At 40.1% G+C, this 17,655-nt stretch carries 14 protein-coding genes and 1 pseudogene; 11 read left to right on the top strand and 4 right to left on the bottom strand.

Annotated elements, in window-relative coordinates:
* Positions 1–2: 2 nt before the first annotated feature.
* The gene (locus ACKI4H_RS11825; protein ID WP_407306086.1) at positions 3–1,358 is read right to left on the bottom strand and encodes an alanine/glycine:cation symporter family protein; all 1,356 of its coding nucleotides are present in this window, start codon (positions 1,356–1,358) and stop codon (positions 3–5) included.
* A 410-nt stretch (positions 1,359–1,768) separates the two neighbouring features.
* Here ACKI4H_RS11825 and ACKI4H_RS11830 point away from each other — a divergent pair, with 410 nt between their 5' ends.
* The 6 genes from ACKI4H_RS11830 (at position 1,769) to ACKI4H_RS11855 (ending at position 7,466) form a co-directional block, all read left to right on the top strand.
* Complete coding sequence (locus tag ACKI4H_RS11830) at positions 1,769–3,172, top strand: amino acid permease (protein ID WP_407305946.1); 1,404 nt, start codon at positions 1,769–1,771, stop codon at positions 3,170–3,172.
* A gap of 133 nt (positions 3,173–3,305) precedes the next feature.
* A complete protein-coding gene (gene lptM, locus ACKI4H_RS11835) occupies positions 3,306–3,524 on the top strand; it encodes an LPS translocon maturation chaperone LptM (protein WP_407305948.1) in 219 nt (72 codons plus the stop codon).
* 38 nt (positions 3,525–3,562) lie between these two features.
* Positions 3,563–4,807 (top strand): diaminopimelate decarboxylase, encoded by a 1,245-nt coding sequence (gene lysA / locus ACKI4H_RS11840; protein ID WP_407305949.1) that lies wholly within the window; start codon positions 3,563–3,565, stop codon positions 4,805–4,807.
* Between the two features lie 13 nt (positions 4,808–4,820).
* The gene (gene dapF, locus ACKI4H_RS11845) at positions 4,821–5,666 is read left to right on the top strand and encodes a diaminopimelate epimerase (protein WP_407305952.1); all 846 of its coding nucleotides are present in this window, start codon (positions 4,821–4,823) and stop codon (positions 5,664–5,666) included.
* Positions 5,667–5,921: 255 nt separating this feature from the next.
* Positions 5,922–6,818: a site-specific tyrosine recombinase/integron integrase gene (gene xerA / locus ACKI4H_RS11850; protein WP_407306088.1), complete on the top strand. Its 897-nt coding sequence runs from the start codon at positions 5,922–5,924 to the stop codon at positions 6,816–6,818.
* A gap of 276 nt (positions 6,819–7,094) precedes the next feature.
* Positions 7,095–7,466, top strand: coding sequence for a hypothetical protein (locus tag ACKI4H_RS11855; RefSeq protein WP_407306090.1), 372 nt, complete (start codon positions 7,095–7,097; stop codon positions 7,464–7,466).
* Here ACKI4H_RS11855 and ACKI4H_RS11860 read toward each other — a convergent pair.
* Positions 7,457–8,023: pseudogene (locus ACKI4H_RS11860) on the bottom strand (GNAT family N-acetyltransferase). The gene ACKI4H_RS11855 and the pseudogene ACKI4H_RS11860 overlap by 10 nt on opposite strands.
* 6 nt (positions 8,024–8,029) lie before the next feature.
* A complete protein-coding gene (locus tag ACKI4H_RS11865) occupies positions 8,030–8,524 on the bottom strand; it encodes an Lrp/AsnC family transcriptional regulator (RefSeq protein ID WP_407305955.1) in 495 nt (164 codons plus the stop codon).
* A 114-nt stretch (positions 8,525–8,638) separates the two neighbouring features.
* On the opposite strand from ACKI4H_RS11865, the gene ACKI4H_RS11870 reads away from it, so the two are divergent.
* The 5 genes from ACKI4H_RS11870 to ACKI4H_RS11890 all read left to right on the top strand — a co-directional run bounded on the left by ACKI4H_RS11870 (position 8,639) and on the right by ACKI4H_RS11890 (position 15,984).
* Complete coding sequence (locus ACKI4H_RS11870) at positions 8,639–9,244, top strand: LysE family translocator (RefSeq protein WP_407305957.1); 606 nt, start codon at positions 8,639–8,641, stop codon at positions 9,242–9,244.
* A 500-nt stretch (positions 9,245–9,744) separates the two neighbouring features.
* Positions 9,745–10,494 (top strand): electron transfer flavoprotein subunit beta/FixA family protein, encoded by a 750-nt coding sequence (locus tag ACKI4H_RS11875; protein ID WP_131268060.1) that lies wholly within the window; start codon positions 9,745–9,747, stop codon positions 10,492–10,494.
* A 17-nt stretch (positions 10,495–10,511) separates the two neighbouring features.
* Positions 10,512–11,444 carry an FAD-binding protein gene (locus ACKI4H_RS11880; protein ID WP_407305960.1) on the top strand — a complete coding sequence of 311 codons (933 nt, stop codon included), beginning with the start codon at positions 10,512–10,514 and terminating at the stop codon, positions 11,442–11,444.
* Positions 11,445–12,029: 585 nt separating this feature from the next.
* On the top strand, positions 12,030–15,035 hold the full coding sequence (gene gyrA, locus ACKI4H_RS11885; RefSeq protein WP_407305963.1) for a DNA gyrase subunit A: 3,006 nt from the start codon (positions 12,030–12,032) through the stop codon (positions 15,033–15,035).
* 178 nt (positions 15,036–15,213) lie between these two features.
* On the top strand, positions 15,214–15,984 hold the full coding sequence (locus tag ACKI4H_RS11890; protein ID WP_407305966.1) for a hypothetical protein: 771 nt from the start codon (positions 15,214–15,216) through the stop codon (positions 15,982–15,984).
* Positions 15,985–16,246: 262 nt separating this feature from the next.
* Here ACKI4H_RS11890 and gltP read toward each other — a convergent pair whose 3' ends face one another.
* Entirely contained in the window at positions 16,247–17,542 is a 1,296-nt protein-coding gene (gene gltP, locus ACKI4H_RS11895) for a glutamate/aspartate:proton symporter GltP (protein ID WP_407305969.1), read from the bottom strand.
* Positions 17,543–17,655: the final 113 nt, after the last annotated feature.

A 17,655-nucleotide genomic window follows, 5' to 3' on the forward strand; every position in this document is an offset into this window, starting at 1 on the left:
AATTAATACAGTTCACCTGATTGACGCTTGGCTATAAAATCTTTTGATTCTTTCACAATTACGCTAGAAAGGAATAGGAGTGCAATTAAGTTTGGAACTGCCATTAAGCCATTGAATGTATCGGCGAATAACCAGACCAGATCCAGGGTGGCGATACAGCCAATGAAGACTGAAGCAATATAAATAATACGATATGCCAGTACGTACTTTTCTCCAAAAATATAAGTACAGCATTTTTCCCCGTAATAACACCAACCCAAAATAGTGGAATAGGCAAAGAAAATAATACCCAATGTGACCACCCAGCCGCCTACACCCGGCAATAATTGATCAAAGGTATGCGTCGTTAGTACAGCACCCGTTTCATTGCCAAAACTATTGTCTGCCATAATGAAACCCATCACCAAGACAATACCGGTAATACTACAAACGATGATGGTGTCAATAAATGTTCCGGTCATGGAAACTAGACCCTGACGTACGGGATGATCAGTTTTTGCTGCCGCCGCTGCGATGGGTGCAGAACCCATGCCTGCTTCGTTTGAGAAGACACCACGTGCGACACCGTAACGAATCACTGCACCAATTGCACCGCCTGCGACTGCTTCACCGGTAAATGCATCTTTAAAGATTAATTGCAGGGCAGGCATTACCAGGTCTAGGTTATTGAGAATAATGACCAGACCGCCTGTAACATATCCAACCGCCATAATAGGCACAATCAGGGTCGCTGCTTTGGCAATCGATCTAATACCGCCTAAAATGACCAATGCTGAAAAAACAGTAATCACAATGCCCGTGATCCAGGTTTCAATGCCCATACTGTTTTGTACTGCAAGTGCCACCGTATTGGACTGTACGGAACTGCCAATACCAAAAGAAGCTACAGTACCAAAAAACGCAAAAATCAGTGCAAGCCATTTCCACTTTAAGCCATGTTCGATGTAATACATGGGGCCACCGGACATTAGCCCATTTTCATTTTTAATGCGATATTTGACTGCTAATACACCTTCACCATATTTGGTTGCCATACCAAATAAAGCCGTCATCCACATCCAGAAGACCGCTCCAGGACCGCCCAGAACGCAGGCGGTTGCAACACCAGCGATATTACCGGTACCAATGGTGGCGGAAAGTGCCGTCATCAGGGAGGCAAAGTGTGAAATATCTCCTGCGTGTGATTTGGTGTGATGATGCTTGCCAAAAACCTGTTTAAAGGCCAAAGGCAGCATACGAATTTGCCAGAACATGAGACGGAATGTGAGAAATACACCGGTACCTACAATCAGTACCAACATATATGGACCCCAGACCCATCCGCTCAGCGTTTCCATTATCGATTGTAAGTTTTGCATCATATCTTCTTCTTGTCGTCCTGAGTTTAGTAAATGGCTTATTTAGATTTATCAATGCTTAAGCAAGTGATGTGCCATATCTGGATCTTCCTGATTATTTGCTATAACGTTTCTATTTTTTATTCCTTATGCTTTAAAAGTGTTTTAATTTTTGTTAACTGAAAATTAAATTTTTATCAGCATATTCTTTAGGTTATTTATTTTTTAGCTAAAGTTCCGCACTTTTACAAGTATTTAAAGATAAATTTTTAATGTTTATTTTTAAATCAATTATTCATTTATTTTATATATGAGAAAAATAAATTAACTTTTTTACTTAATGGGAAAATATAGATAGTTCACAGTTTTTTGTTGTTTTCTGCTTTTTTTGGGGTAATTTGTTGCGATAGACGTCGAAGATGAATGAAATAATGTCAAATCAAAATAGAGGTTCGACCAGTGAAGGCGGCGAACTACAACGGAGTTTGTCTAATCGACATTTGCAATTGATTGCAATAGGTGGGGCAATTGGTACAGGATTGTTCATGGGCTCGGGTAAAACCATTAGTCTGGCAGGACCTTCAATTCTAATCATTTATATGATTATTGGTTTTATGGTTTTTTTGGTCATGCGCGCGCTTGGCGAACTGTTACTGTCTAACTTGCAATATAAGTCTTTTATTGATTTTGCAACCGATTTAATCGGTCCATGGGCGGGTTATTTTGTCGGCTGGACCTATTGGCTGTGCTGGATCACTATTGGCATTGCAGACTTGTCCGCGATCATTTATTACCTGCAATTCTTTAACGGAGGGTTGCCATTTACGCCTGGCGAAGGGGTCATGATCAGTATCGCGGCGATTGTATTTATTATGGGTTTGAATCTGGTCACGGTAAAATTATTCGGTGAATTAGAGTTCTGGTTTGCTCTTATTAAGATTATTGCCATTGTGGTGCTGATTGGCGCTGGTTTATGGATGATCTTTACCGGATTTACTTCTACTGCGGGTGAAGTGGCTGCATTTACCAATCTTTGGTCACATGGTGGCATATTTCCAACCGGAGTGACAGGTTTCTTGGCAGGCTTCCAGATTGCAATCTTCGCCTTTGTGGGCGTTGAGCTGGTTGGTACAACTGCGGCTGAAACCAAAGATCCAGAGCGCAACTTGCCTAAAGCGGTCAACTCGATTCCGATTCGTATCATTATTTTCTATGTGCTTGCACTGGTGATTGTGATGTCGGTAACGCCATGGAATAAAATTGATCCGAGCATCAGTCCGTTTGTAAACCTGTTTAGCCAGGCGGGTATTGCTGCCGCAGCGATTATCATGAATCTGGTGGTGTTGTCTTCAGTCATGTCATCCATGAACAGCGGGGTATTCTCGACTAGCCGTATGCTGTTCGGCCTGTCACGTGAAGAACAAGGTCCAAAAGCATTTGGACATTTAAATAAACGTGCAGTTCCTGCGAATGCCTTGTATTTCTCTGCAGTGTGTTTACTTTTGGGTGCTGCATTACAGTACTTTGTACCGAACACTGTTGAAGCCTTTACTTTGGCAACCACGCTTTCAACCATCCTGTTCATTTGTGTATGGCTGATGATTATCTGGAGTTATATTGTTTACTATAAAACCCGTCCAGAACTGCATGCCAAATCAACCTTTAAATTACCGGGTGGATTGTTGACCTGTTGGGTGGTCATCATCTTCTTCATTGGCATGATTTACGTTTTGTCATTAGAAGCAGATACTATGCGTGCCTTAATGGTGAGCCCAATCTGGTTCATTATTTTGATTATTGGTTACTTTGGTTTCTACAAACCGAAACATAAATAAGCCTTTTGTTGATGAAAACGCCAGTCTGAAAACTGGCGTTTTTTTTTAACTAGCGATAATCTCTAGCGTTTAGCACTTTGGTCACGGCAGTGATCGAGTTATACTTCTTCGAAAATATAGGATAGGTGGTCAGATGCGTCTTGTCATTTGCTACATCAGTTTATTGGCAACAGGTTTTGCCTTGGTCGGTTGTGGTCAATCGGGAGCTTTGCAGTTACCGAGTGATCCAGATTATGACAAGCGTGCAAAATATTTGTTATATCCCAATGTCGATTCAAAACAGCAGTCTGAACAGAAAGAAGCAGCTCCGGTACAACAAGAGCTTCCTGCCTCATCTGCTGAAACAGATTAATTTTCAATATTTAAACGCATCATAGAAAGGATACATTCATGAGTTTTACCCGCATTAATGGGGTTCTGCACGCAGAGCAATGTTCGTTGCAACAACTTGCGCAGCAATTTGGCACGCCACTTTATGTTTATTCAAAAGCAGCTTTTGAAAAGCATTATCTCGATATGGATCGTGCATTTAGCTTTATCGATCATCAAATTTGTTTTGCGGTAAAGTCGAACTCTAATATAGCGGTCTTGAATGTACTGGCGAAGCTGGGTGCAGGTTTTGATATTGTCACTGGCGGTGAGCTTGCTCGTGTACTGAAAGCGGGTGGGGATGCAGCTAAAATTGTGTTCTCTGGCTTGGGTAAATCAGAAGCGGACATTAAAAAAGCCTTGGAAGTAGGTATTTCCTGCTTTAACGTTGAATCCTATGCAGAGCTGGATCGCATTCAAAAAGTGGCGGCTGAACTTGGCAAAAAAGCACCCATTTCATTACGTGTAAATCCAGATGTCGATGCCAAAACTCATCCTTATATTTCAACTGGTTTAAAGGAAAATAAATTTGGTATTCCATCGGACAGCGTATTTGAAACTTATCAGTATGCAGCGTCTTTGCCAAATCTGGATGTGGTCGGGATCGACTGTCATATCGGTTCGCAGTTGACCGAAACACAACCTTTTGTCGATGCGCTTGATCGTGTAATCATGATGATTGAAAAACTAAAAGAACTCGGTATCAATCTGAAACACATCGACATCGGTGGTGGTTTGGGTGTGACTTATAAAGATGAAGTACCGCCCACTGTAGTCGAATATGCCAATGCGCTAAAACCGGCGTTAGAAAAGCTCGGTTTAAAAGTCTATATGGAGCCGGGTCGTAGTATCTCTGCCAATGCGGGGGTATTACTGACTAAAGTTGATTTATTGAAACCGACCAATCACCGTAATTTTGCGATTATTGATGCCGCAATGAATGATCTGATTCGTCCAGCATTATACGAAGCATGGATGGATATTCAGGAAGTCACTCCACGTCACGATGTTGAAGCGAAAGAATGGGATGTGGTCGGCGCGATTTGTGAAACCGGCGATTTCCTGGGTAAAGAGCGTAAGCTTGCGCTTCAGGAAAATGATGTGCTTGCGGTATTGGGCGCAGGGGCATACGGTTTTGTAATGAGTTCAAATTACAACAGCCGTGGTCGTGCTGCTGAAGTGATGGTCGATGGTGATCAGGCACATTTGATTCGTGAGCGTGAAAGCATTGAATCATTGTGGGATAAAGAACGTTTATTGCCTTAAGGAGTAATTCAAGATGTTTTTAGAATTTACCAAAATGCATGGTCTGGGCAATGACTTTATGGTGGTTGATCTGATTAGTCAGCGCGCTTACTTGGATACCATGACCATTCAGCGTTTGGCGGATCGTCATTTCGGAATTGGTTTCGACCAGCTGCTCATTGTTGAGCCGCCAGATTTACCCAATGTCGATTTTAAATATCGTATTTTTAATGCGGATGGTTCTGAAGTCGAGCAATGTGGTAATGGAGTTCGCTGTTTTGCACGTTTTGTGCATGAACGTAAATTGACCACAAAAACCAAAATTAAAGTGCAAACCAAAGCGGGTATTGTAGAGCCTGAACTGGGTCAAAATGGTTGGGTTCGTGTGAATATGGGTTATCCAAAATTCTTGCCAAACCAGATTCCATTCCTTGCAGATCAGCCTGAGAACCTATACAGCTTAGCTCTAGCCAATGATGAAAGTATTATCATTGATGTGGTGAACATGGGTAATCCGCATGCGGTGACCATTGTTCCGGATGTGCTTACGGCTGATGTTGCTGGCATAGGACCTCAAATTGAATCGCATGAGCGTTTTCCACAACGTGTCAATGCTGGATTTATGCAAATTATTGATGAAAATCATGCGCGTTTACGTGTGTTTGAACGGGGTGTGGGCGAGACACTGGCATGTGGCACCGGTGCTTGTGCAGCTGCAGTTTCAGGTATGCGCCGTGGCTTGCTTGCCAATGTGGTAGAAATTGAACTTGCCGGTGGTAAGCTGCAAATTGAGTGGCGCGAAGGTGATGTGGTCTGGATGACTGGGCCAACTGCAAATGTCTATGAAGGCCGTATTGATCTAAGTTTTTACCAACAATAGAAACGTAGGGTTTGATCGAAAAAGCACTGTCATGTTGATGGTGCTTTTTTGTCTGTGGAATCATGGATTATGCAAGTTAGAATCAAATAGATACAATGGACGAAAAGGGCGTATCCTGTGATGTGCTTGATTGTTAAATTGAAGCGGTTTAAATATAAATTCTATAATTGTCGTTAAAGGGCACCGATAAATACAGTGAGAAAAAACGTGATTGATCCAGAGATGCAGATACGTTCTCCTGCTGATTTATTGCTGATGTGGTTAAAAGAACGAGAAATTCAAAATCAGTCCAAACATACTTTGCAGGCTTATGAGCGTGATATTTCAGATTTTTTAAATTTTTGTGAAATCAAAAAACTCAATTTAGCGGATGTTGAATCTACCGATTTGCGTGAGTTCTTGGCGCAAAAAGTCGAACAGCAGCAACTAAGCTCTAGCAGTTTGCAACGTCTTTTATCTTCCATCCGTCAATTCATGAAATGGGCCGAGCAAGGACAATATCTGGCTTTTAATCCCGCCGATGATTTTCAGTTAAAACGTTTGCCTAGACCGCTGCCGGGAATGGTAGATATTGAAACCATTAATCAAATTTTAGATCAACCCAAACCTGAAAAACCGGGCGAACAACAAATGTGGTTACGCGATAAAGCCATCTTGGAGCTGCTTTACTCAAGTGGTTTGCGACTGGCTGAAGTCCAAGGCTTGCGCATTAAGGATATCGATTTTAATCGGCAACTGTTACGCATTACCGGTAAAGGCAATAAAACCCGAGTAGTGCCTTTTGGTTCTAAAGCCAAAGATGCCGTAATGCTGTGGCTGCAAGTTTATCCATTATGGAATGGTGACTTTGTGCCTGATGCGAATGTGTTTATTACGCAAAAGGGCAATCCACTGGGTGCGCGACAAATTGAAAACCGGGTTAAGTTACAGGCACAACGTGCAGGGGTAAATGTCGACTTGCATCCGCATTTATTGCGTCACTGTTTTGCCAGTCATATGTTGTCTAATAGCGGAGATTTACGCGCTGTACAAGAAATGTTGGGGCACAGCAATTTAACTACTACACAAATTTATACTCATGTTGATTTTGATCATTTAGCGCAAGTTTATGATCAGGCACATCCGCGTGCACAACATAAAAAATCGTCATAAATATTTAAAACTATCTAGGGCCTGTCTTTAACGGGATTCTATATTTTTTAGAAAAAACAACATCAATTAATGAAAATTAAATAAATCTATGGCGAGTATTACGCAATATCGCTGGCGTTTTAAACTATTGTAGAATAATAAAAAGCCAATTTATGAGGTATAAAAATCAAGTATAAATATGAAATGGGTGGCATGAATAATGCAGAGTAATGAAATTATTTGTTGTTCCACTGGATGTTATACAAATTTTGGAAGTCAAAAATGATAGGGAAAACAATGGTTTCAGAGATTCAGGAAAAATATGATCGATTGAGTAGTGAGCAAAAAGAGATTTTTGCAGGCTATGGTCTGCGTCAGGTGAAGCATTTTGTTGAAATAAGTTTGCCCACTATTGAGCCATCTTTGCCTGAAAACACCCATGTTCAAGGCATCAATGCTGAAGGCAAGGTACAGGCGGTCAATACGGAGACGCAGCAGGGCTATATCTGGATTTCAGATCTGCAATGGCAGCAGCGACCGATCGCTACGGTGGATGTTGACTTAAAACAAGACTTTTTAGAGGTGTGGGGAATATTTAATCTTCAGGAATATGACCTGATTGATTTAAGCCATATTCACCGCGATTTTTTACAACATTATCATGTTTGATTGGTTTTTTTAGTCTGCCTAAATTGAGTATTACTTATTTGACAAAGCACGTGCCTTTGCAAGGGACTACGGTTATCTAAAGCCGGGTGGTTGAAGTGATCTTTAAATTGCATGCCTAAACGTTGCATAACGGCTTGGGGTTTTGTGTTTTGTACTGCAGGAATGCAACCACATAGTTTAGCTTGATCGAATCAAAAGCAAAATTTAAACAAGCAATTGCAGCTTCGGTGGCAAAACCTTGACCCCCAATATTCCTGCTCAAGTCGCCAAGCGATTTCGGTACAGGGCGAAAAGGTAAATTGACTCGGTTGAGCATTTAATCCTGTGAAGCCAATAAAATCTCTATCTTGTTTTTAATTCGACTGCCCCAAGCCCCCAACCTTGAGTTTCGATCATTCTTTGAAACTTATGCGCCAGCGCATAACTTTGCTCCTGAGTTAAGCAACCAGGAAAATATCGCATCACTTCAGGGTTAGAATTCAGCGCATAAAACGGCTTGAGATCACTTTCCAAGGTCTTGAAATGAGGCGTGATGTCTCAAGCTGCATGCTCATCATTTATTACTAAAGATCATCTAGGGGAAGCTGGAAACTCTGTTTAATAATTTGACTGGGTAAATCTGTTTTGACACTGGTAATGCCATTTTTCTTGGTTAAATGTGTGGACTGAAATTTGCGATAACTTTCCAGGTCGGGAACTACCACTTTTAACATAGCATCACATTCACCCAAAATAATATAGCACTCCATCACTTGAGGCAGCTCTTTCATGGCTGCAATAAAGCAGTCAATGGTTTCAGCATCTTGACCCACCAGCCAGATCCGCGAAAACAAAATTAGCTGCAATCCGATTTTTTGGGGATCCACCACGGTGGTGTAATTCTGAATGACCCCGGCTTCTTCGAGCAATTTCACCCGGCGTAAACACGAAGAAGGGGATAGCCCGATTTCGCGGGCAAGATCGTTATTTTGCATGCGCCCATTATGTTGCAATGCTCGAATGATATTTTTATCGGTACGATCCAGCTTAACTGAAATAAAATTGGAAGATAATTTCATAAATTAGAATATAATTTGAAAAACAATCATAATTATAGAATAAATTGAAATCCTATTTTGTAGTATTTATTCGATACTAATTTCCACTTTCAAGCCATGGAAAGGGAAAAGGAAATGTCTGTATTTGCACTGTTTGCCCTAACGGTTATCCCGCTTATTTTTACACCTGGACCAGATATGTTATTTATTCTGTCACAAGTGATGGGAAAAGATGCAAAAGCAGGCATGATGGCAACGGTCGGGGTGTGTCTGGGGTATTTGGTACATTCTGTTTTGGTCGCTTTGGGCATCGCAGCCATTATTGTTTCTTTTCCGGTGTTATTTGAAAGCATTCGCTGGCTCGGGATTGCTTATCTGTTATTTTTGGCTTTTAGTTTAATCAAGTCGGTTTTTAGCAATAAAAAACTGGCAATTGAAAATAAAAGTACATCCAAGCCAGTTCAAAAAGGCTTCTTTACCGCTTTACTGAATCCAAAAGGTATGTTGATTTACTTTGCAATTTTGCCGCAATTCATTAATAAAAGCGGAGATACTGTGACCCAAGGCCTCATCCTGTCGTTTATTTTTATCGGATTGATCTTTGTGGTGTACTGCAGTTTGAGTGTGGTCTTTGCCAAAATTACTCAAAAAAACCAGATCGATGAACGTAAACAAAAATGGATTGATGGCGGTTCGGGCGGTTTACTCATGCTTGCTGCGACCTGGTTAATCATTCATTGAAATGTTTATAAAAAGCATGTCCTAATGACATGCTTTTTATAAGTGGCCTGGATTTGTAAATTAAAACTAATTTATTACCCGTTTAATCTAAAAAATGATCATATTTTCTGCAAACATATAAAGTAAATGCTTCTGCTCTGTCTTAAATGACATTTCACAACTTTGCCTTTTGTACAAGAAGGATAACGTCTCCAAGCCAACAACCAATCTAAAACCAGCATTAAATCAGAACTTTTGATGAGGTTAATCAAATAAAAACATAATAAAAATCAATGCTTAAAAAATAAATAAATATTGAGCGAATTCATCTTAATAAAAACAATTCAAAAAAATATGAACGTCTAGTTCAAGTAATTTTACGCATTTTTACAGCTCTTTCGATAATTGTGACTTGACCGAAATGCCATACGCATTGCAAGATAGGGCACCTAAAAATTTTAAGTGAAGAGTTATTCTAACTTTTCTCAACATTTACTTTTGCTGAAACAGCCGAGGATTACATGAAGGCTCTTGTTGCTGTAAAACGTGTGGTTGATGCCAACGTTAAAGTTCGCGTTAAACCGGACAATAGTGGGGTAGACCTTACTAACGTTAAAATGTCGATCAACCCATTCTGTGAAATCGCAGTGGAAGAAGCGGTTCGTTTAAAAGAAAAAGGAACAGTTTCAGAAATCGTTGTGGTTTCTATCGGTCCTAAAGAAGCGCAAGAACAAATCCGTTCTGCTATGGCTTTGGGTGCTGACCGCGGTATCTTGGTAGAAACTGCTGATGAGATTGGTGCACTTGAAGTTGCTAAAATCTTGAAAGGAATTGTAGAACAAGAAAAGCCAGAACTTATCCTTCTTGGTAAACAAGCAATTGATGACGACTCTAACCAGGTTGGTCAGATGCTTGGTGCTTTACTTGGCGCAGGTCAAGGTACATTTGCTTCTGTAGTGAATGTGGCAGGCGACAAAGTTCAGGTTACTCGTGAAGTTGACGGCGGTTTACAAACTGTTGAATTGAACATTCCTGCAATTATCACCACTGACTTACGTTTGAATGAGCCACGTTATGCTGCTCTTCCAAACATCATGAAAGCGCGTAAAAAACCGCTTGATGTGAAGTCTCCTGCAGATTATGGCGTTTCAGCGACCACTAAACTTAAAACAGTGAAGGTTGAACCACCAGCAGAGCGTAAAGCTGGCGTACAAGTGAAATCTGTTGACGAGCTTGTTGAAAAACTTAAAAACGAAGCGAAAGTGATCTAATACAGAAGGATAATATCATGAGTATTTTAGTTATCGCTGAGCACGACAATAAAGCACTAAACGGTGCAACTTTAAACGTTGTTGCTGCAGCTCAAAAAATCGGTGGTGATATCACTGTATTGGTTGCCGGTTCTGGTGCTCAAGCAGTTGCTGACCAAGCGGCTCAAGTTGCGGGTGTGAGCAAAGTATTACTTGCTGACAACGCGGCTTATGCAAACCAGTTGGCTGAAAACGTAGCAAAACTTGTTGCAGAGTTAGGCAAAGGTTATTCACATATCCTGGCTGCATCTACCTCAAATGGCAAAAACGTATTGCCACGCGCTGCTGCACTTTTAGACGTAAGCATGATCACTGACATCATTGCTGTTGAAAGCCCAACAACTTTTAAACGTCCAATCTATGCAGGTAATGCAATTGCAACGGTTGAATCTGCTGAATCTATCGTTGTTGCGACTGTTCGTGGTACTGCATTTGATCCTGTAGCCGCTACAGGTGGTTCTGCAGTGATTGAAGCTGTAAGTGATGTTCAAGATGCTGGCATCTCTATTTTTATTTCTGAAGAGATTGTTAAATCTGAACGTCCAGAACTTACAGCGGCTCGTATTGTTGTTTCTGGTGGTCGTGGTGTGGGTTCAGGTGAAAACTACCACAAAATCCTTGATCCATTGGCGGACAAGTTGGGCGCTGCTCAAGGTGCTTCACGTGCTGCAGTGGATGCTGGCTTCGTTCCTAACGACATGCAAGTGGGTCAAACAGGTAAGATCGTTGCGCCTGACCTGTACATCGCTGTCGGTATTTCTGGTGCAATCCAGCATTTGGCTGGTATGAAAGATTCTAAAGTGATCGTTGCGATCAACAAAGATGAAGAAGCGCCAATCAATGCTGTTGCTGACTACTGGTTAGTAGGTGACTTGAACACAGTCATTCCTGAATTGGTTTCTAAAATCTAATTTCTGAATCCTGTTTCTAAAGACACTCTTGTGCAAGCAGTAAAAGCAACGCTTTACTACTTTGTTCAGGGGTGTTTTTTATTGTAGAAAATTTATTAAATAATCATGGCTGATGAAACATATTTAAGATTGTATTTAGCGCTAACTGATTTGAACTTTAAACAAGATTTATGGCTTTGCAAAGAGCGTTAAATTACATCATTTCAAGGGGGTTTGGATGATTTGGATGGATAGGTGTGAATGGCTTACTCATCATTAATTTTCTGTGCATAGGAGTGAACGAAATGACGACCTCTATTGAGAAATATTCTAAGGCATCTGGTTGGGTAGATTGGAATTAAAACTTGTGAAAAAATGAACTAATTCACACAAAATGCCGACAATTAAAACAGATTAAAAAATAAACGATAAATTGAAGAAAATTAACAAGATTAAGATGCAGGATAAGAGACAAAAACAACAGAATTTATGCTATAATTTACGGCTGTATTTAGACTTTAACTCAGCTTATTTTGGGTTAATTTTTTGCTAGATTGATTATATAAAACGAGCAGTTCCAAATACTGTTAGTAATAAGGAGTATGCATGAGCCTATCGGAAATCCGACCGATTGCCATTGAGGATGAACTCAAAAGCTCATATCTCGACTATGCCATGAGTGTTATTGTTTCTCGTGCATTACCAGACGTGCGAGATGGCTTGAAACCAGTGCATCGTCGTGTGCTTTTCGCTATGCACGAGTTAGGCAATGACTACAACAAAGCTTATAAAAAATCTGCCCGTGTGGTGGGTGACGTAATCGGTAAATATCACCCGCATGGTGACTCTGCTGTTTACGAAACCATTGTACGTATGGCACAAGAATTTAGCTTGCGTTATCAATTGGTCGATGGTCAGGGTAACTTTGGTTCTGTAGATGGCGATAGTGCTGCGGCAATGCGTTATACCGAAGTACGTATGCGTAAGTTGACTCATGAACTTTTGGCTGATCTGGAAAAAGATACAGTTGAATGGGAAGACAACTACGATGGGTCTGAGCGTATTCCTCAAGTCATGCCGACCCGTGTGCCGAACTTGCTGGTTAACGGTGTTACCGGTATTGCAGTGGGTATGGCGACCAATATGGCGCCGCACAACATGACTGAAGTTGTGAATGCCTGCCTTGCCTATGCCAATGATCCAAACATCAGCATCGAAGGGCTGATGCAGCACATTTCTGGTCCAGATTTTCCTACAGGCGGTATTATTTACGGAAAATCGGGGATTGTGGATGCGTACCGTACCGGTAAAGGCCGTTTGCATATCCGTGGTAAATATCACTTCGAAGAAGATCCGAAGAACGGCCGTATCACCATCGTATTTACTGAAATTCCGTATCAGGTCAATAAAGCAAAAACGATTGAACGTATTGCTGAACTGGTTAAAGAGAAAAAACTTGAAGGGATCTCGGAACTTCGTGACGAGTCTGATAAAGATGGGATGCGTATTGCAATTGACTTGAAGCGTGGCGAAAACGCTGAAGTGATTGTGAATAACCTGTTCCAGAATACCCAGCTTGAAAACTCTTTCAGCATCAACATGGTCTGCCTGGACAACGGCCAGCCGAAATTGATGAACTTAAAAGACATCATTGCTGCGTTTATCCGTCACCGTCAGGAAGTGGTTACACGTCGTACCATGTACGAGTTACGCAAAGCGCGTGAACGTGGTCATATCTTGGAAGGTTTGACGGTTGCTCTAGCAAATATTGATTCCATCATTGAAACCATCAAGACTTCTGCAAATCCTGCTGAAGCGCGTGAGCGTTTGCAAGTCGGTGAGTGGTCTGCAGGTGGTGTGGTTGCATTGCTTGAAAAAGCAGGTTCGGTTTCTGTACGTCCTGAAATTATTGAAGGCGAAGACCTGTCTAAACCGTATGGTTTTGATGGGGGTATTTACCGTCTTTCGCCAACCCAAGTCGGTGCAATTTTAGAATTACGTTTACACCGTTTAACCGGTCTTGAACAAGACAAGTTACATGCTGAATATTCAGAAATTTTAGCTCAAATTGCAGAATACACTGCCATTTTGAATGACTTTAATTTGTTGATGAATGTGATTCGTGAAGAATTAGCGCTTATTATTCAACAATATGGTGATGCGCGTAAAACTGCCATTATTGAATCACGTATCGATTTCTCTCGTGAAGATTTAATTCCTGAAGAGCAAATGGTACTGACTGTTTCTAAAACAGGTTATGCGAAAACTCAACCATTGTCTGACTATGCCGCTCAGCGTCGTGGTGGTCGTGGTAAGTCTGCAACATCAATGAAAACTGATGATTACATTCAGCATCTGATTGTGACATCGAACCATGCGACAGTTTTATGCTTTACCAATGTCGGTAAAGTCTATCGTCTGAAAGTATACGAAGTGCCACAAGCATCTCGTGGTGCAAAAGGTCGCCCAATGGTGAACTTGTTACCACTAGATGCCAATGAGACGATTACAGCGATTCTTCCTGTAATTGATGCACCGAAGAAATTTAAAGATCGTCTGGCCGATTTCCAGGCATTTGTAAAAGCCAATGCTGCGAAACTGCAAGAAAATGAAATCATCAATTCGCATTTTGCTGAACTTGAAGCGGCTTTAGCCGAGCTTGAAGATGGTGCAGATGACTTGTCTGATGCATTGCGTATTCAATTGAAACAATTGGGTCTTGAGCTTTCTACGACTGATCTAGACGATGAAATCATTGCTGACTTTGCGCAGCAAGCTGAAGCAGTTCGTAAAAACTTCTATGTGTTTATGGCGACCGAGTACGGTACGATTAAACGTGTAGAGCTTGAACAGTTCAGTAATGTTCGTTCAAATGGTTTACGTGCGATTGAGCTGAATGGCGATGACACCTTGATTGGTGTGGCGATTACCGATGGCGAACAGCAAATCATGTTGTTCTCTAACGAAGGTAAAGCAATTCGCTTCGCAGAAACCGACGTGCGTTCAATGGGTCGTTCTGCCAAAGGTGTACGCGGTATGCGCGTGACCATCGGTGCAGCAGCGCAGCTTGAAGATGCGGAAACTGATGTAGATTCAGATGATGAAGATACTTCAGATACCAATCTAGTGAGTCGTATTGTTTCATTGGTGGTTGTACCGGAAACTGGCGAAGTGCTTTGTGCATGTGCCAATGGTTACGGTAAACGTACTCCGGTGGGCGAATTCCCAACCAAAAAACGTGGTGGTAAAGGTGTGATTGCAATTAAAACATCTGAACGTAATGGTGAATTGGTCGGTGCGGTATCGATTGATGAAAGCAAAGAACTGATGTTGATTTCTGATGGCGGTACGATGGTTCGTACCCGTGCTTCAGAAGTTGCAACCACAGGTCGTAATGCGCAAGGTGTTCGTCTCATCCGTTTGGGTAATGAAGAAGTCTTGGTTGGTGTTGTTTCTGTAGAAGCCGTTGAAGAAGAAGAATTTGTTGAAGCAGTCGAAGGCGAAGAAGTCCTTGCCTCTGAAGCTTTGATTGATTCTGAAATTTTGGTTGATGATGAAACAATTGCTGATGAAGCTGAAAGTGAATCAGATTTAAGAGATTCGGAAGACTAAGTTTTGACTTGAAAAGAAGGGCGCTTAGGCGCTCTTTTTTTTTGAATTTATAAGCTTTAAGTAAAAAATTAAATCTCTGCTCTTAAATTAAATCTTTAAATTTTTTCAATTAATAAAAATCATATTTGATGAGCTAAATAAGCCTTTTATAATTTGTCTGTGATACGGAAATCATTTCATGCCAAAAATTAAAGAAAATTTAAGTCTAATAATTGTATTTTTAACTACGATTTTTTATTTATGGTTGTCTTTCCATTTCTTTTTTGATGTAAAAGATTTCATTCAATTAGAACTTAATGCGAAGGGTGATTTTTTAGCTGGGGTTTTTGCTCCTTTAGCATTTTTATGGTTAGTATATGGCTATTATCAACAAGGCAAGGAAATAAAACAAAATACTGAAGCTTTAAAGTCACAAGAAAAAGTACTGGAGCAAAATGTTGAACAGCAAAAGAAGTTATTAAAAGCAGCCCATGAAGAACTTGAGTTAGTTAAAGCTAAAGATATGAGGCAAGCTAGAATTGAAACAATACAGTCTCAACCTTTTTTTCATTTCAATAAATATAAAATTATATTATCGAAATCGGCAAATAACTCAGAAAATCTAGAAATGTATCGAGTATCATTTGAGTTCTATAATAGCCGCGCTATATGCAGAAAATTAGATATTTTTCATGATTTTATAGGAGATTATGCGAATTCTATAGATGAAATTGATTTAATAAAAAATGGTGAAGGAAATATTTATCAAGTAACGACTAGCTTGAATCCTGACTTCAAAGTGGATGGTGTTGATGTTTTTTTTAAATTAAGTTTTAGATACTTAGATTCCAATGATAATTCCCAAATACAAAAATTTGGATTTAGCCTGCGGAAGGTTTCTGAAACAGATGATTCATTATATTGGAATCATTCAAACATCTATATTGTCGGTGAAACATATAAAAATTAAATCAGTTTTTAACAGTTTATCTAATTATATTTGTCACGATGTATTTCCATTTTTGAGCAGATGGATGTTTAATAAACACAATGATTTTAAGCTATATAATTGAATAGCATACTAATATGGCTAGTAGAGCTGAGCTTGCAAAAGAATTTGTATTAGCTTGCTAGACTAGGGCTATACGGTATATACCCAAAACTAAGAAAAGAATTTGGATAATTTAAAATCAAAAAAAGGAAGCCGGAGCTTCCTTTTTTGATTTTATAAATTATGCAGCTTGTTTCATTTCAACTTGATAATCTTTTTGCTTTTCAGCATCGAACTGGCCTTCCCATTTACTGATCACAAGAACAGCCAACGAGTTACCAATCACATTCAATACTGTACGTGCCATATCTAGAATACGGTCAATACCGGCAATAAATGCCAAACCTTCAAGTGGAATGCCTACACTGCCCAATGTTGCCAACAGCACTACGAAAGACACGCCTGGAACACCAGCAATCCCTTTAGAAGTAATCATTAAGGTAAGAACCAAAATCACTTGCTGTGTCACACTTAAATCAATACCGTAAAGTTGCGCAATAAAGATCGCTGCAATACTTTGATATAAAGTCGAACCATCCAGGTTAAATGAATAACCAATTGGAATGACGAAACTGGTAATCGACTTAGGTGCACCATACGCTTCCATTTTTTGCATAATTCGAGGTAATACTGTCTCGGAACTTGCAGTTGAATAGGCAAGAATCAGTTCATCTTTTAGAATTTTAATAATTTCCCAAATGCTGAAACCACAGAATTTAGCCACTAAACCTAAAATGACAAAGATGAAGAAGAAAATAGCGCCATAAACCAGAAGAGCCAACTTCAATAATGGAAGCAGAGAACTAAAGCCAAAGTTCGCAACGGTTGCCGCAATCAGACCAAATACACCGAAAGGTGCAAACAGCATGATCATGTGCGTTACTTTGAACATGGTTTCAGAAATAGCATGCAACACATCAATTAATGGTTTCTTGGTTTCTTTAGCTAAAGACCCTAAACCGATACCGAAGATCACTGAGAAGAAAATGATTGGCAACATATGCCCATCAGTCAGTGATCCAAAAATATTGGAAGGAATTAAAGATAAAATGGTATTCACCAGACCATGGGACTGGTTACTGACTTCCTGTGTGGTTTGTTGATATTGGGAAATGTCAGTTTGAGTTAAACTTGACATATCAATACCGGCGCCCGGCTGGAATACATTTGCCGCAACTAGACCAACAATAATTGCAACTGTAGTAATAATCTCAAAATAGACAATGGTTTTGAAACCGAGCTTACCGACATTTTGACCATGACTTGCATTGGCAATACCTAAAATCAGCATTGAAACTACAAGTGGAATCACGATCATTTTTATCAAATTAATAAAGATTGAACCCAAAGGACTCAACAAATTATTAATCAGAGTTTCACGATATTCGGGAGAATAATGTAAAAAAGAGCCTACAAGTACACCTAAAATGAGCGCAATTACGATTTGCCAAGCAAGACTAATCTTAATCTTCTTCATGCTAAGCCCTTAAAATCAGATATTTAGTGAAAAAATGCTGTAATAACGCTGTCGACATCATAAAGACATGTTAATGGGAGCATGGGAATGAATAATATAAATAATATTCATGG

The sequence above is a fragment of the Acinetobacter sp. genome, assembly GCF_045628685.1.
GTDB lineage: Bacteria > Pseudomonadota > Gammaproteobacteria > Pseudomonadales > Moraxellaceae > Acinetobacter.

What these genes read in the sequence shown, in the direction of transcription:
- ACKI4H_RS11825 (WP_407306086.1), bottom strand. Translation starts at nt 1,358, where the DNA reads ATGCAAAACTTACAATCGATAATGGAAACGCTGAGCGGATGGGTCTGG.
- ACKI4H_RS11830 (WP_407305946.1), top strand. Translation starts at nt 1,769, where the DNA reads ATGTCAAATCAAAATAGAGGTTCGACCAGTGAAGGCGGCGAACTACAA.
- lptM (WP_407305948.1), top strand. Translation starts at nt 3,306, where the DNA reads ATGCGTCTTGTCATTTGCTACATCAGTTTATTGGCAACAGGTTTTGCC.
- lysA (WP_407305949.1), top strand. Translation starts at nt 3,563, where the DNA reads ATGAGTTTTACCCGCATTAATGGGGTTCTGCACGCAGAGCAATGTTCG.
- dapF (WP_407305952.1), top strand. Translation starts at nt 4,821, where the DNA reads ATGTTTTTAGAATTTACCAAAATGCATGGTCTGGGCAATGACTTTATG.
- xerA (WP_407306088.1), top strand. Translation starts at nt 5,922, where the DNA reads ATGTGGTTAAAAGAACGAGAAATTCAAAATCAGTCCAAACATACTTTG.
- ACKI4H_RS11855 (WP_407306090.1), top strand. Translation starts at nt 7,095, where the DNA reads ATGGTTTCAGAGATTCAGGAAAAATATGATCGATTGAGTAGTGAGCAA.
- ACKI4H_RS11865 (WP_407305955.1), bottom strand. Translation starts at nt 8,524, where the DNA reads ATGAAATTATCTTCCAATTTTATTTCAGTTAAGCTGGATCGTACCGAT.
- ACKI4H_RS11870 (WP_407305957.1), top strand. Translation starts at nt 8,639, where the DNA reads ATGTCTGTATTTGCACTGTTTGCCCTAACGGTTATCCCGCTTATTTTT.
- ACKI4H_RS11875 (WP_131268060.1), top strand. Translation starts at nt 9,745, where the DNA reads ATGAAGGCTCTTGTTGCTGTAAAACGTGTGGTTGATGCCAACGTTAAA.
- ACKI4H_RS11880 (WP_407305960.1), top strand. Translation starts at nt 10,512, where the DNA reads ATGAGTATTTTAGTTATCGCTGAGCACGACAATAAAGCACTAAACGGT.
- gyrA (WP_407305963.1), top strand. Translation starts at nt 12,030, where the DNA reads ATGAGCCTATCGGAAATCCGACCGATTGCCATTGAGGATGAACTCAAA.
- ACKI4H_RS11890 (WP_407305966.1), top strand. Translation starts at nt 15,214, where the DNA reads ATGCCAAAAATTAAAGAAAATTTAAGTCTAATAATTGTATTTTTAACT.
- gltP (WP_407305969.1), bottom strand. Translation starts at nt 17,542, where the DNA reads ATGAAGAAGATTAAGATTAGTCTTGCTTGGCAAATCGTAATTGCGCTC.